Here is a 13,621-nt window from a genome sequence, read left to right as displayed (position 1 = left end):
AAGTTATTCGTATCTCATAGAGCTAGCCGGATTGATTTTGGTAATCAGGAACGAGGGACCTATCAGCATCAAGACGGCAGCCAGTAATGTACCGATATTAATCAGAAGGAAAAGCAGGATATTGAAAGAAACCGGGACAGTATCTACATAATACGTCTCCGGGTCGAGCCTGAAAATACCGAACTGGGCTTGCAGGATACAGAACGCCAGCCCGATAACATTTCCCCAAAGCATGCCTTTGCCTATCAGGAAAACAGCAAACCAGAGGAAGGTCTTGCGAATCGTAAAGTTATTCGCTCCCAAAGCCTTCAGGATACCAATCATATTCGTGCGTTCGATAATGATAATCAGCAGCCCGGAAATCATAGTAAAGCCGGCAACGCCTACCATCAGAATCAGAATCACCCACACATTCAAGTCCAACAAATCAAGCCATGCGAATATCTGGGGATTCAACTGTTCGATGTTACGCACATAATACACGCCCCCCAGTTCATCCTGTTGGTTATCAGTATCGACCGCTATTTCATACGTTGTATCTTCGAGCTTATCATAATCCTTCACTTGAAGTTCCACCCCGGTCACCTGCTCCGGTTTCCAGCCGTTCAAGCGGTTCACCAGATTCAAGTCAGTCAATAAAAAGAGGTTATCGTATTCGGAGAAATTTGTCTGATAAATTCCGGCAATAGTCAACCGACGCGCACGGACATCGTCTTGTATATAATAAGTATATATCTTATCTCCCAGTTTCAACTTCATCTTCGTAGCCAAAGCCTTGGAGATAAGCACTTGATTGCTGGAAACCGAATCACTGAAAACGGGAATCTCGCCTTCCAGCAGATACTCTTGCATGAAACGAGGGTCAAATTCCGGACCGACACCTTTCAGCACCATGCCCTGAAAAGCATCATCCGTCTTAATCATGCCCAGTTTAGTAGAAAAACGCTGCACATGGCTTATTTCAGGATAGGCGGCAAGGGCTGCCATCATGCTATCCCCTACCATAACCGGATGAGTCTCATAAGAACTCGCCGCATCCAGATTGGTAATCTGGATATGCGAACCGAATCCAATGACTTTATTCCGTACTTCACTTTTAAACCCGATGACCACCGCCACAGCAATAATCATCACAGCCAGCCCGATAGCAATACCCGCCATGGCAATGAGGACCGCAGGACGTGACACCTGCTTTCCGCCATCGCTTTCACGATAGATACGCCGGGCTATGAAAAGTGACAGAGACAATTTCTAGTGATTAACGGTTAGTGATTAAGATTAATCCACTCTTCCCGGATACGCTTCCAAAGCCTTCTGCAAGACAAAAAGCGCACGGGTTAAATCTTCTTTCTTCAACACGTAAGCGATACGGACTTCGTTGATGCCGGAACCCGGAGTCGTATAGAAACCGGAAGCCGGAGCCATGAATACCGTCTGTCCTTCGTATTCGAAGTCCGAAAGGCACCAGGCACAGAACTTGTCCGAATCATCTACCGGAAGTTTTGCCACTGTATAGAAAGCGCCCATCGGAATTGGAGAATAAACACCCGGAATACGGTTCAAGCCGTCAATCAGGCATTTACGACGTTCCACGTACTCATCATACGTCTCGCGCGAATACTCTTCCGGAGCATCCAATGAAGCCTCAGCAGCAATCTGTCCAATCAAAGGGGGACTCAGACGAGCCTGGCAGAACTTCATAACAGCGTCACGTATCTCTTTGTTCTTGGTAATCAGCGCACCGATACGGATTCCACATTCCGAATAACGTTTCGAAACGGAATCAATCAGTACCACATTATTCTCGATGCCTTCCAAATGGCAGGCAGAGATATAAGGAGAACCGGTATAGATAAACTCACGATATACTTCGTCAGAGAAAAGGAACAAATCATACTTCTTCACCAAGTCACGAATCTGATTCATCTCGCGACGGGTGTACAGATAACCGGTCGGGTTATTCGGATTGCAAATCAGTATCGCTTTGGTGCGTTCATTTATCAGCTCTTCAAATTTCTCCACTTTCGGAAGTGAGAAACCCTCTTCGATAGTCGTGGCAATAGTGCGAATCTTCGCTCCGGCAGAGATGGCGAATGCCATATAGTTGGCATAAGCCGGTTCCGGAACAATAATCTCGTCCCCCGGATTCAGGCAGGAAAGGAAAGAAAACAATACCGCTTCCGAACCACCCGATGTAATGATTATATCGTCTGCCGTCAGGTTGATATTGAACTTTGCATAATATCCTACCAGTTTTTCGCGATAGCTACGGTAACCTGCGCTGGGGCTGTACTCCAGCACCTTGCGGTCAATGTTGCGTATCGCGTCAATCGCGGCCTGAGGAGTGGGCAGGTCAGGCTGTCCGATGTTCAGGTGAAATACATGGACTCCGCGTTGCTTGGCAGCGTCTGCCAAAGGAGCCAGTTTTCTGATAGGAGATGCAGGCATCTCATTTCCGCGAATGGATATAGTTGGCATAATTTTAACTACAAATTACTTAATTACTATTTACTTTATCTACTTGGAGCTGCAAATGTACGCAATAATTTGAATACAGAGACATAAAAACTTTAAAAACCTTAGCAAGGTTAAAATCGTTATGGTTTTATGAAAAGAAAGCTATACATTTGTAACACAGAAAACTTAAAACAATATCATAATGACCATACACCTTATCTCATTCGCCTCAATCCTTCACAAACAAGTTTCGCTACGTAGCTCACACGAAGCTATTTTAAGCGAAATTGAAAAATATTATACCGTAAAGTTTGTTGATTATCAAGATATGGACAAGCTGAGTAGTGATGATTTCAAAATCATTTTTATTGCTACTGGTGGGGTGGAAAGACTGGTCATACAACATTTCGAACGCCTTCCCCGCCCTGCCATTTTATTGGCAGACGGCATGCAAAACTCTCTTGCTGCCGCATTGGAAATCTCCACATGGTTGCGAGGACGTGGAATGAAAAGTGAGATTCTACATGGTGAACTACCAGCTATCATCTTGCGTATCCATACACTTTATAATAATTTCCGAGCACAACGTTCCTTATTCGGCAAACGTATCGGAGTCATCGGAACTCCTTCATCCTGGCTGGTTGCCAGTAATGTTGACTATCTGCTGGCAAAACGCCGTTGGGGTATCGAATACATAGACATTCCGTTGGAACGGATTTATGAACATTTTCAACAAATCACGGATGAACAGGTAGGTGCTTCCTGTGCCGCAGTCGCTTCGCAAGCTCTTGCCTGCCGCGAGGGAACTCCCGAAGATATCATCAAAGCGATGCGGCTATACCGAGCTATCAAGAAGGTATGCGAGGAAGAGAAACTGGAAGCACTGACATTGAGTTGCTTCAGACTGATTGAGCAAATCGACACTACCGGCTGTCTGGCATTGTCCTTGCTAAACGACGATGGAATAATGGCGGGCTGCGAAGGTGACCTTCAATCCATATTCACCCTGCTCGCCGTGAAGTCACTGACCGGAAAAGACGGATTCATGGCAAACCCTTCCATGATTAATGCACGTACCAACGAACTTATATTGGCTCACTGTACCATCGGGCTCAAACAAACGGAAAGGTATATTATCCGCAATCATTTCGAAACGGAAAAAGGAATTGCCATCCAGGGATTGCTCCCGACAGGAGACGTTACTATCATAAAGTGCGGCGGCGAATGTCTGGACGAATATTATCTGTCTACCGGGACATTATCCGAAAATACGAATTATATCAATATGTGCCGTACACAAGTACGCATCCGCATGAATACTCCGGCTGAATACTTCCTGAAGAATCCATTGGGCAATCACCATATTCTGGTTCATGGAAACTATGAAGATGCATTGAACGAGTTCTTCCTGGCAAATGCCTGCAAACGAACCGAATAAACTTGCCACATTTTTGTATTACTTTTAAGTATTATAGAGGGAAATACAAAAATGTGGCAGAGTTTATAATCAAATAGTTAAGCCTAATACCCATATCATACCCTGCAAATTGCTAAATAGCATCTGATTTATTTGGAAAACTCAAACAGCAAGATTATCTTTGTATCAGATATAATAATATTCGATAATAGCATAAAACAAAATTAACAGATACAATAATATGCCTTTGCTTTACAATTTCGACATAGATACCCCGGAAGAATTGCTGACTATATTAGCGCAAAATCTTCAACAACGCCGATTAGAAAAAGGTCTGTCAAGGGATGCTTTATCCATATTGAGCGGAGTTCCTGTGCCAACAATCGCAAAGTTCGAACAAAAGCATACCATATCTTTGGCTTCGTACGTGGCGCTGGCAAAAGCATTAGGCTATTCTAAAGCCATCAAAGGGCTGCTAGCAGAGCCACTTTATAACACTATGGAAGAGTTGGATACTATTAACCGAAACAAAAACAGAAAGAGAGGGCGTAATGAAATTGATAAATAAGCTAACGGTAACTTACCACGAACAGACCGTGGGAGAGTTAACCATGACTCCCGACAACCGTCTTTGCGCCTTCCAATATGATAAAGAATGGTTGGCAAACGGCTTCTCCATCTCTCCGTTAGAGTTACCTTTAAAGCCCGATTTATTTATTGCTCAACCCGAACCTTTTTGGGGTAATTTCGGCATCTTCGAGGACAGTCTCCCCGATGGATATGGTCGCTACTTACTGAATCGCCTATTAAAAAAGCAAGGAGTGAACGATATGGATTTAACCCCTATTCAGCGGTTAAGCATTATTGGTTGTTCGGGTATGGGAGCATTATGCTATATCCCCGAGACTTATATCGGAGGAGAAAAGTCACTCCCAGATTTGGATGACCTTCAACAAATGGCATTGGACGTATTGTCTGAAAAATCGGATAAAGACGAAGATATACTCTACTTCAACAGCGGCAACTCAGGTGGCTGTCGTCCGAAATGCCTTTTCCATGATACCGAAGGTTCGTGGTTGGTGAAATTCAGGCATACTTACGACCCTAAAGATATGGGGCTAATGGAGTACCGATATAATGAGATAGCACGCCAGTGCGGAATTAACGTATCTGATTTCAAGCTGCTGGATGATAAATATTTTGCCACCAAACGTTTTGATATAGAAGCAGGACAACGCATCCACATTGCAACTGCCAGAGCACTCTTGAATGAATCTATTCTGCAGCCAAGATTAGATTATAAAACCCTGTTACACCTTACCGGATTCCTCACACAAGACCCTCTTCAAGTAGACGAAATGTTTCGACGTATGGTTTTCAACATCTTGACAGACAACAAGGATGACCATGCCAAGAATTTCAGTTTCATCTATAAAAGAAACAAATGGCACTTGGCTCCCGCCTACGACCTTACTTTATGTTCCGGATATAACGGCGAACACGCTACGTCCGTCAATAACCACGGAAAACCGACAATTGAAGATATGTTAGTAGTTGGAGAAAGCATCCGTATTCCTAAGAAAAAAGGATTATCAATTATCAGACAAGTAGCAGACCAGTGTGATGAAATCTTATCTAAAGATTATAAAGATGCTATTTCCAATGTAAGAAAACCGTAGAAAAGAAGCATCATGTCGAAATGGATAAACATAAACGAAGCAGCAGTAAAGTATGGATATAACAAAGCAATCATCCAGCTCTGGGCGGAAATGAAATAGATATTGTGGCAGTAAATCGCATCGAACGAGTTGCCACAATAGCAGAAGTAAAAATCAACCATACTAAAATCTCCATCCCTGTACTTGAAGAAAAGGCAAAAAAGGTAATCAGTGAATTAAAAAGATACCACATAGAATACAAAGGCTATTCATTGGAAGATATGTAGACGAAAAACATGTTATCTACAGTATGCCTCTATCTTCCCACTTTCCGCCATGCCACTCCACCACCGACGTGAAGCCTGCTTTCTTCAAAGCTGCCAAGCCTTCGGGACGAGCATTGTTTATTCTTTCGGGATAGTGGGCATCACTATTCACTTGTACGCGGATACCCAAGTCTTTCAACAAGGTGAAATAACGTTCATTGGGATAGAATGTGCCTAATTCGTGATAAGCCTTGGTGTTGATTTCGACAATATATCCATGACGGGCTATCGCTGAGAAATAATCACGGACTAAAGCGTCATACCACGGTTCGTCCAGTAATCCGGGACGGTAGCAGGAAGCATTGTAATGCATCTTGTCCGCATGACCGACAATATCAAATCCGCCCAATTCGACCATACGAAGCAGGTTCTTATAATAAAGGCGGACAACGGAATCAAGGTCGCCATCAAAATGTGCATCAACCAATTCACGGAAATGAGCTGCCGGAGTGTCAATGTCGACAATCTTACCTTCCGGGGAATATAGCATATGCACGGAGCCTATCCGGTAATCGAGCGGCAGTTCCCGGAAACGGGATGAAGCGGGATTGCTGTCTTCGTTCAGATAATCTATTTCAAGACCGATGGCAAGCTCTATCTTATCCGCGTATTTCTTTCTGAGACGGAAGAATTCGGAAAGATAGTCGTCCATCCTGTCCCATTCCATAGTCCATGCAGTGGAAAACGGCAGCGGGGCATGGGAAGAGATGCCATAGGAAGTAAAGCCTTCACTAATGGCAAAACGTATAAAGTCTTCCATATTGGCTCGTCCGTCACAATACAGACAATGGCTATGGTAATTGGTTAGGTTCGTCATATAAAGATTATGTTATCAGGGTTATTATCATTATCAGGTTGCCACAGCAATATACCGAACTATGTTTGTGCCAACGAATTGGCATAACTGTGCCACTATATAGGCACTGCGATGCCACTATACAGGCACAAGCGTGCCAATATAGCGGCACGGTTCAACCTTCTATTTCGCTAAGTTCCAGCCAGCGCATTGTTTTCTCATCAATCAAGTCATTTACTTCGGGCAGGCGTTTCGATTTCCCGGTCAGTTCGTCAACGGAGAGCGTGCCGCTGCAAAGGAGTTCTTCAATCCGGGCTTTTTCCGCTTCCAAGTCGGCTATCTCCTTTTCCAGTTGTTCGAATTCGCGCTTTTCCTTGAAACTCATCTTCCGCTTGTCATTCAGGCGGACACGGGCTGTCTTTTCTTCCTGCGGTTTTTCGGCTTCTTTCTCTTTTTGAGCTTTCGCGTCTTTCCAGTCGCGGTAGTCACTGTAATTTCCGGGGAAATCGCGGATATCTCCCTGTCCGTTGAACACCATCAGGTGGTCTACTACCTTGTCCATAAAGTAACGGTCGTGGGAAACGACGATGACGCAGCCTTTGAAGTTCCGAAGATATTCTTCGAGCACATTCAATGTGATAATATCAAGGTCGTTGGTAGGTTCGTCAAGCACCAGGAAGTTTGGATTACGCATCAAGATGGTGCACAGGTAAAGACGGCGGCGCTCTCCCCCACTCAGTTTGTAGACATAGCTATGCTGCGTTTCGGGAGTAAACAGGAAATGCTGCAAGAATTGCGAAGCAGTCAGTTTCTTTCCATTACCCAGTTCAATTACCTCGGCAATGTCCTGAATGACGTCAATCACTTTCATCTGTTCGTCAAACTGAAGCCCGTCTTGCGAGTAATAGCCGAAGCGGACCGTTTCGCCGATGTCCACTGTGCCGCTATCGGGTTGTACTTGCCCCATTAGTATCTTGATGAAAGTCGATTTTCCGGTTCCGTTGTTTCCTACGATTCCCATCTTCTCATAGCGGGAGAAGATATAAGAGAAGTCTTCCAGAATTTTCAGGTCGCCGAAACTCTTGTACAGATGGTCGGCTTCGAATATCTTGCTGCCGATATAGGATGCCTTTACTTCCAGTTTTACGTTATCGTTATTGAAACGCTGTTTTGCCACTTTTTCCAGTTCATAGAAAGCCTCTTCCCGGTAACGGGCTTTGTGTCCGCGTGCTTGCGGCATCCGACGCATCCAGTCGAGTTCCGTACGGTAAAGGTTGTTGGCACGTTCTATTTCTACGCTTTTAGCTTCGATACGTTCCTGGCGTTTCTCAAGATAATAACTATAATTACCTTTATATTGGTAGACTTGCTGATTGTCTATTTCGATGATTTCCGAGCAGACACGGTCGAGGAAGTAGCGGTCATGGGTCACCATCAGCAGGCTGAGGTTGGTACGGCGCAGGTAGTCTTCGAGCCATTCGGTCATATCAAGATCGAGGTGGTTGGTGGGCTCATCGAGAATCAGGAGTTCCGGTTCGGTAATCAAGGCGTTGGCTAGGGCGACACGTTTCAACTGTCCGCCGGACAGTTGCTTCACCTTCTGGTCGAAGTTACGGATTTTGAGTTGCGAAAGGATTTGCTTGGCTTTCTGTTCGTATTCCCAGGCTTTCTCCTGGTCCATACGCGCCAAAAGGTCTTCCAGTCCCGGATACCCTTCGGTTGCCATGCAACGTTCGTACTCCTTTATAAGTTCTATGGTGCTGTTGCCATGATGGAAACAGGCTTCGAGCACGGTCAACTCTTCGGGGTATTGCGGGTCTTGTTCCAAGTAATCTACACGAAGATCGCGACGGAAAACAATGCTGCCGCTATCATAACCTTCTTTTCCGGCGATGATATTCAACAAGGTGGTTTTGCCGCTGCCGTTCTTCGCTATCAGCCCTACACGCTGACCTTCGGCAATGCCCAAAGATATATTTTCAAAAAGAACCAAGTCGCCGAAGGACTTGGTCAGGTTATCTATCTGTAAATAAGGTACAGCCACGTAATTTAGTGATTAGTCGGTTAGTAGTTAGTGATTAATAATCACGGATTTATACTCTTCAATGACATTACAAGGTCCTCCTGCCTTTACTTTGCTCCATGCCAGTTTCATCGGGTCGATAATCCGGTCTTCATATTGGAGCACAGGGGCTTCACGGTTGCCATCAACCAATGTTTTCCATTCCATACCTTCCACTTCATTCGTCAAAATTATACAGACTGTGATGCCGATTGCCAACCATTCTTCTTTCTTTTTCGAGCCAATCTTACCGCTATCAATCACTTGCTGAAGTTTTTCGAGGTCTTCTTCTATGCCCTGAAAATCTTTTTTCAATTCTTGTTTTACGGTAGATACCACCCATTCGTATCCTTCATTAATCTGGAAAATCTCCGAAAGACGGACAGGTATCAGTTCGGCAGGATACTTCTCCCCTTCTTTGCGTATCTCCAAAGTCTTGATTATATCTTCAGCTTCTTGCACGCTTCCGCCCTTAGGGACGGTGAAGGAACATTCAAAAGCAATATTGTCAATGCCTGTAATCCAGACATGGGAAGTATAATAGGTTCCTTCTTCTTGAAACATTTCTTTGCTGTACGCACATTCCAACGTTCCAACTTTTACCAATGAAGCCGAATCGTTCTCACTCAGTTCCTGGCGGATGGCGTCTTTGCCATAACCGGCCTTGCCTTTAAATGCGGAAATACGGAAGTTGCCCGACCATACATCGGGATTATAGAAAAGAAAAGAGCCTTCGCCATCTTCAAACTCATTCCAGTCCGATGGATAGTTCATGGAAAACCATGCTCCGGGGGAGATAAATTTCTTGCCTTGCATCCTTTTTCATTAAATGATTACTTGGCAAAAATACAATAAAATAGGGAAATTGCATGAAGATAGATAAGAAACTATTTACCTATCGGCTGTATTTTCCTGCGCACCTCTTTGGAAATTTCCAAAAACATATAGTTCAGCTTGCCGGAATGGATGCCTTCTTCATTCTCTTTGTACTTCTTATTGGCATATTGTTTGGATTTCTCGAAGGTAAGCAATGACATTTCGTTCTGCGACTTGCCGACCATTGTGGAGTCCAGTTGTTCGTCGGGGAAGAAATCGTCCAGGTCAACATCACCAATCATCGTTGTCTCCAAAAAGTTCTTGTCGGTATGCGAATTATCCGTGTAGTAACCCACAAACATATGTCCCGGTGTACGCACAAGGATAGGGTCGATATTAATGGCGCGAAGCAAGGACGCGAACAATACACTACCGTCCACACAGTTGATTTGCGAGGATTCCAACGCATCGTCAAACGTACGGACACGCTGCGAGAATACGACATTGCTTGAAAGGCTGGTATTGGAAACGGAGCTATAACGGAACTTGCGTTTCTGCAAAATATTCCAAAGTGCATACACCTGCCTGTCTACCATTCCTTTAGCCTTGCTCTGATAGCCAAGGAAACGATTGACAATACGGGTATTCAATGCTTCGCGGAGCAATTGGTCAATCATCGGATTCTCTTCATTGACATAGGCGGCAAAGAAGATGCTTGTATCGTGAAACCTGGTTCCGTTCGCCACATAACCCAGCAGACATTCATTGATACTGCGAACAGAGAAAGTACGTACCCGTTGTCCCAAGTCCTTCCCGTTCATCTCGACGGTCACGGCAACGCTTACCGGCTCGGCTTGCACGTTGTTCTTCAACGCTTCGTAATCCCATATTATATCCGGATAAACCGTATACTCCGTACGCGGTTTGTTCAATACAAACTCCGATACGGAGCGGGAAAAAAAAGGAGTTTCGGCCACTTCAATGCGTACACGGCTGTATGCTGTCTTTGATTTCAAGCGGACAGCAATACATGATTTCGGATTTCCTAAATAGGTGGAATCCGAAGGTATGATAACTTGTGCATCGGTAGTGGCTACGGATAGAATAGCCGAGGGAAAGATGTTTCCACCCAAATCATCTGTTATCTCAAAGCCTGTATTGAAAGAGGTATATTTAAAGACGGACACACCGCCAAGCAGGAGCAACAGTACGATAACCGCACCTATTACTTCGCGCTTATGCCGTTTCAAGTCAATTTTTATCATCGTTTGTAGTTTCTATTATCAAACATTTCTATCATTTCTCGCTAACAAAGATAACAAATAGCAGGCGTTTTTTCCTCTTACAATCCATAAAAACTTCCATATTCCATATCAATTCCCATAAACCAAGAAATGTAACGCGATTGTAACATCTGTTTCATCTGACCGTAACAAAGCCTTCTCATCTTTGCATCGAATAAAATAAAAACGTAACTTTGTCATATCACATTAATTAGATACATCTTATGAATGAAACCCGTATTTTAGTTGTCGACGATGAAGAAGACCTCTGCGAGATTCTGAAATTCAATCTTGAGAACGAAGGTTATGAGGTAGATACCGCAAACTCTGCCGAAGAAGCACTGAAGATGGACATCAGCAGCTACCATTTAATTCTCCTCGATGTGATGATGGGAGAAATCTCCGGATTCAAAATGGCGAACATGCTGAAGAAAGACAAGAAAACAGCCAAAGTGCCTATCATCTTCATCACGGCAAAAGATACTGAAAACGATACCATAACAGGATTCAACCTGGGCGCGGACGATTATATCTCGAAGCCTTTCTCTCTACGCGAAGTCATAGCCCGTGTGAAAGCCGTACTGAGACGTACGGCGACAACGGAAACGGAAAGAGCACCCGAACGGCTTACTTACCAGACACTTGTCATCGACATCACCAAGAAGAAAGCGAGTATCGACGACGAAGAAGTGTCATTGACCAAAAAAGAATTTGAAATTCTGCTTCTATTGGTACAGAATAAAGGACGCGTATTCTCGCGTGAAGATATTCTGGCACGTATCTGGAGCGACGAAGTGTATGTACTGGACCGCACTATCGACGTGAACATCACCCGTTTGCGCAAAAAGATAGGAGTGTACGGCAAATGCATTGTCACACGTCTCGGATACGGATACTGTTTTGAAACTGAATAACTATTTATCATGAACCTGCCTGTAACTCAAAGACATTTCCTTTCTTTCAGCCGGAAGCTTTTCCTTTCGGTTATCTCGTTATTTCTGGTATTCGTCATCTGCTTCATTGCATACCAGTACCAACGTGAACGGGAGTATAAAGTAGAACTGCTGAATACCAAATTGCAGGATTACAACAGCCGTCTCTACGAGCGGATGGATGAACAACCGCTTGACGACGGGATTATCAACGATTATATCAATAATCATATTCTGGAAGACTTGCGTGTTACCCTCATCGACCTGGATGGAAATGTGGTTTACGACAGTTATCCGAACCATGACGAACAGATGGAAAACCATCTGAACCGTCCTGAAGTGCAGAAGGCGCTTAAACACGGAAACGGGTATGACGTGCGCCGTACTTCCGAAACAACCGGAGTTCCTTATTTTTATTCGGCTACACGTTATAAAGATTATATTCTCCGTTCGGCATTACCTTATAATGTAAGCCTTATCAATAATCTGCAAGCAGACCCGCATTACTTATGGTTTACCGTAATCGTAACTTTGCTGCTGATGATTATCTTCTACAAATTCACGAACAAACTGGGGACTTCCATCAGCCAACTTCGGGAGTTTGCCATGCGTGCCGACCGGAACGAACCTATCGAGATGACGATGCAATCGGCTTTCCCGCATAATGAGCTGGGAGAAATATCGCAGCATATCATCCAAATCTACAAGCGGCTGCACGAAACGAAAGAAGCTCTCTATATCGAACGCGAGAAACTGATTACCCATCTTCAGATTTCGCACGAAGGACTGGGAGTATTTACAAAAGACAAAAAGGAGATTCTTGTCAACAATCTCTTTACCCAATACAGCAACCTGATTTCCGACTCTAACCTGGAAACTACGGAAGAGGTCTTTGCCATCAGCGAACTGAAAGAGATTATACATTTTATAAATAAGAATCAGCAACAGCGTTCAAGAGGAAAAGACGAGAAGCGAATGTCTATCACCATCAACAAGAACGGACGCACGTTTATCGTCGAGTGTATCATCTTCCAAGATGCAAGCTTTGAGATTTCAATCAATGATGTCACCCAGGAAGAGGAACAAGTGAATCTGAAACGGCAGTTGACACAGAACATCGCGCATGAGTTGAAAACGCCTGTCAGCAGTATTCAAGGATACTTGGAGACTATCGTCAATAACGAGAATATACCGCGCGAAAAGGTTAATGTATTCCTCGAACGCTGCTATGCGCAAAGCAATCGGTTGAGCCGCTTGTTGCGTGATATTTCCGTACTTACCCGCATGGATGAGGCTGCCAACATGATTGATATGGAACGGGTGGATATCAGTGTACTGGTAGGAAATATCATCAACGAAGTTTCACTGGAACTAGACGAGAAGCATATCACGGTGGTTAATTCTTTAAAGAAGAGCATACAGGTCAAAGGAAATTATTCCCTGATTTATTCTATTTTCCGTAATCTGATGGATAATGCCATTGCATATGCAGGCACAAACATTCAGATTAATATCAACTGTTTCCGTGAAGATGAAAGTTACTACTATTTCAGCTTTGCCGATACGGGCGTAGGTGTGTCACCCGAACATCTGAACCGTCTCTTCGAACGCTTCTACCGGGTAGACAAAGGTCGCTCACGGAAGTTAGGCGGAACGGGTCTGGGACTAGCTATCGTGAAGAATGCAGTGATTATCCATGGCGGCATCATCTCTGCCAAAAATAATCAGGGCGGCGGACTGGAGTTTGTTTTTACACTGGCAAAGGAGAAATAAGATTTTTCAAGAGGTAAGGTTCTTTTAAGAGCCTGTTTAAATTTTCCTGAGATTATGTTAGATAGGCTTTACCGACCAGTTTTTATTCGTCACATAGTCTC

Annotated in this window: 12 protein-coding genes; 6 read left to right on the top strand and 6 right to left on the bottom strand. The window is 44.1% G+C overall.

The features are described from left to right. Positions 1–3: 3 nt before the first annotated feature. Positions 4–1,248 carry an ABC transporter permease gene (locus NSB03_RS11655; RefSeq protein WP_024987315.1) on the bottom strand — a complete coding sequence of 415 codons (1,245 nt, stop codon included), beginning with the start codon at positions 1,246–1,248 and terminating at the stop codon, positions 4–6. 30 nt (positions 1,249–1,278) lie between these two features. Beyond that, positions 1,279–2,478 carry a pyridoxal phosphate-dependent aminotransferase gene (locus NSB03_RS11650; protein ID WP_024987316.1) on the bottom strand — a complete coding sequence of 400 codons (1,200 nt, stop codon included), beginning with the start codon at positions 2,476–2,478 and terminating at the stop codon, positions 1,279–1,281. 181 nt (positions 2,479–2,659) lie between these two features. Between NSB03_RS11650 and NSB03_RS11645 the strand changes: the two genes are divergently transcribed. From NSB03_RS11645 to NSB03_RS11630, 4 genes are all read left to right on the top strand, one after another. Next, on the top strand, positions 2,660–3,895 hold the full coding sequence (locus NSB03_RS11645; RefSeq protein ID WP_024987317.1) for a fucose isomerase: 1,236 nt from the start codon (positions 2,660–2,662) through the stop codon (positions 3,893–3,895). 220 nt (positions 3,896–4,115) lie between these two features. Then, positions 4,116–4,442: a helix-turn-helix domain-containing protein gene (locus tag NSB03_RS11640; RefSeq protein WP_024987318.1), complete on the top strand. Its 327-nt coding sequence runs from the start codon at positions 4,116–4,118 to the stop codon at positions 4,440–4,442. Then, entirely contained in the window at positions 4,426–5,553 is a 1,128-nt protein-coding gene (locus NSB03_RS11635; protein WP_257466405.1) for a type II toxin-antitoxin system HipA family toxin, read from the top strand. The genes NSB03_RS11640 and NSB03_RS11635 overlap by 17 nt, the downstream gene beginning before the upstream one ends. A gap of 104 nt (positions 5,554–5,657) precedes the next feature. Continuing rightward, positions 5,658–5,819 carry a hypothetical protein gene (locus NSB03_RS11630; protein ID WP_257466404.1) on the top strand — a complete coding sequence of 54 codons (162 nt, stop codon included), beginning with the start codon at positions 5,658–5,660 and terminating at the stop codon, positions 5,817–5,819. A 16-nt stretch (positions 5,820–5,835) separates the two neighbouring features. Here the strand turns inward: NSB03_RS11630 and NSB03_RS11625 are convergent, their stop codons facing one another. The 4 genes from NSB03_RS11625 to NSB03_RS11610 form a co-directional block, all read right to left on the bottom strand. Continuing rightward, positions 5,836–6,675 carry a histidinol-phosphatase gene (locus NSB03_RS11625; RefSeq protein ID WP_257466403.1) on the bottom strand — a complete coding sequence of 280 codons (840 nt, stop codon included), beginning with the start codon at positions 6,673–6,675 and terminating at the stop codon, positions 5,836–5,838. A 154-nt stretch (positions 6,676–6,829) separates the two neighbouring features. After that, the gene (locus NSB03_RS11620) at positions 6,830–8,698 is read right to left on the bottom strand and encodes an ABC-F family ATP-binding cassette domain-containing protein (protein WP_024987319.1); all 1,869 of its coding nucleotides are present in this window, start codon (positions 8,696–8,698) and stop codon (positions 6,830–6,832) included. Positions 8,699–8,725: 27 nt separating this feature from the next. Further along, the gene (locus NSB03_RS11615) at positions 8,726–9,532 is read right to left on the bottom strand and encodes a DUF3805 domain-containing protein (RefSeq protein ID WP_024987320.1); all 807 of its coding nucleotides are present in this window, start codon (positions 9,530–9,532) and stop codon (positions 8,726–8,728) included. Positions 9,533–9,603: 71 nt separating this feature from the next. Continuing rightward, positions 9,604–10,797: a hypothetical protein gene (locus tag NSB03_RS11610; protein ID WP_024987321.1), complete on the bottom strand. Its 1,194-nt coding sequence runs from the start codon at positions 10,795–10,797 to the stop codon at positions 9,604–9,606. A gap of 242 nt (positions 10,798–11,039) precedes the next feature. Here NSB03_RS11610 and phoB point away from each other — a divergent pair, with 242 nt between their 5' ends. Then, positions 11,040–11,729: a two-component system response regulator PhoB gene (gene phoB / locus NSB03_RS11605; protein ID WP_024987322.1), complete on the top strand. Its 690-nt coding sequence runs from the start codon at positions 11,040–11,042 to the stop codon at positions 11,727–11,729. Between the two features lie 9 nt (positions 11,730–11,738). After that, on the top strand, positions 11,739–13,520 hold the full coding sequence (gene phoR / locus NSB03_RS11600; RefSeq protein WP_024987323.1) for a two-component system sensor histidine kinase PhoR: 1,782 nt from the start codon (positions 11,739–11,741) through the stop codon (positions 13,518–13,520). Positions 13,521–13,621: the final 101 nt, after the last annotated feature.

Origin of the sequence: Bacteroides acidifaciens (assembly GCF_024623065.1) — a bacterium.
Taxonomy (GTDB): domain Bacteria; phylum Bacteroidota; class Bacteroidia; order Bacteroidales; family Bacteroidaceae; genus Bacteroides; species Bacteroides acidifaciens.
The sequence above is the reverse complement of the archived record's forward strand: the minus strand, read 5'-3'. Positions and strand labels throughout refer to the sequence as shown.

Bases quoted from the DNA above. Each gene is read 5' to 3' on its own strand.
- NSB03_RS11650 (WP_024987316.1), bottom strand. From the start codon at position 2,478: ATGCCAACTATATCCATTCGCGGAAATGAGATGCCTGCATCTCCTATC.
- NSB03_RS11645 (WP_024987317.1), top strand. From the start codon at position 2,660: ATGACCATACACCTTATCTCATTCGCCTCAATCCTTCACAAACAAGTT.
- NSB03_RS11640 (WP_024987318.1), top strand. From the start codon at position 4,116: ATGCCTTTGCTTTACAATTTCGACATAGATACCCCGGAAGAATTGCTG.
- NSB03_RS11635 (WP_257466405.1), top strand. From the start codon at position 4,426: ATGAAATTGATAAATAAGCTAACGGTAACTTACCACGAACAGACCGTG.
- NSB03_RS11625 (WP_257466403.1), bottom strand. From the start codon at position 6,675: ATGACGAACCTAACCAATTACCATAGCCATTGTCTGTATTGTGACGGA.
- NSB03_RS11615 (WP_024987320.1), bottom strand. From the start codon at position 9,532: ATGCAAGGCAAGAAATTTATCTCCCCCGGAGCATGGTTTTCCATGAAC.
- NSB03_RS11610 (WP_024987321.1), bottom strand. From the start codon at position 10,797: ATGATAAAAATTGACTTGAAACGGCATAAGCGCGAAGTAATAGGTGCG.
- phoB (WP_024987322.1), top strand. From the start codon at position 11,040: ATGAATGAAACCCGTATTTTAGTTGTCGACGATGAAGAAGACCTCTGC.
- phoR (WP_024987323.1), top strand. From the start codon at position 11,739: ATGAACCTGCCTGTAACTCAAAGACATTTCCTTTCTTTCAGCCGGAAG.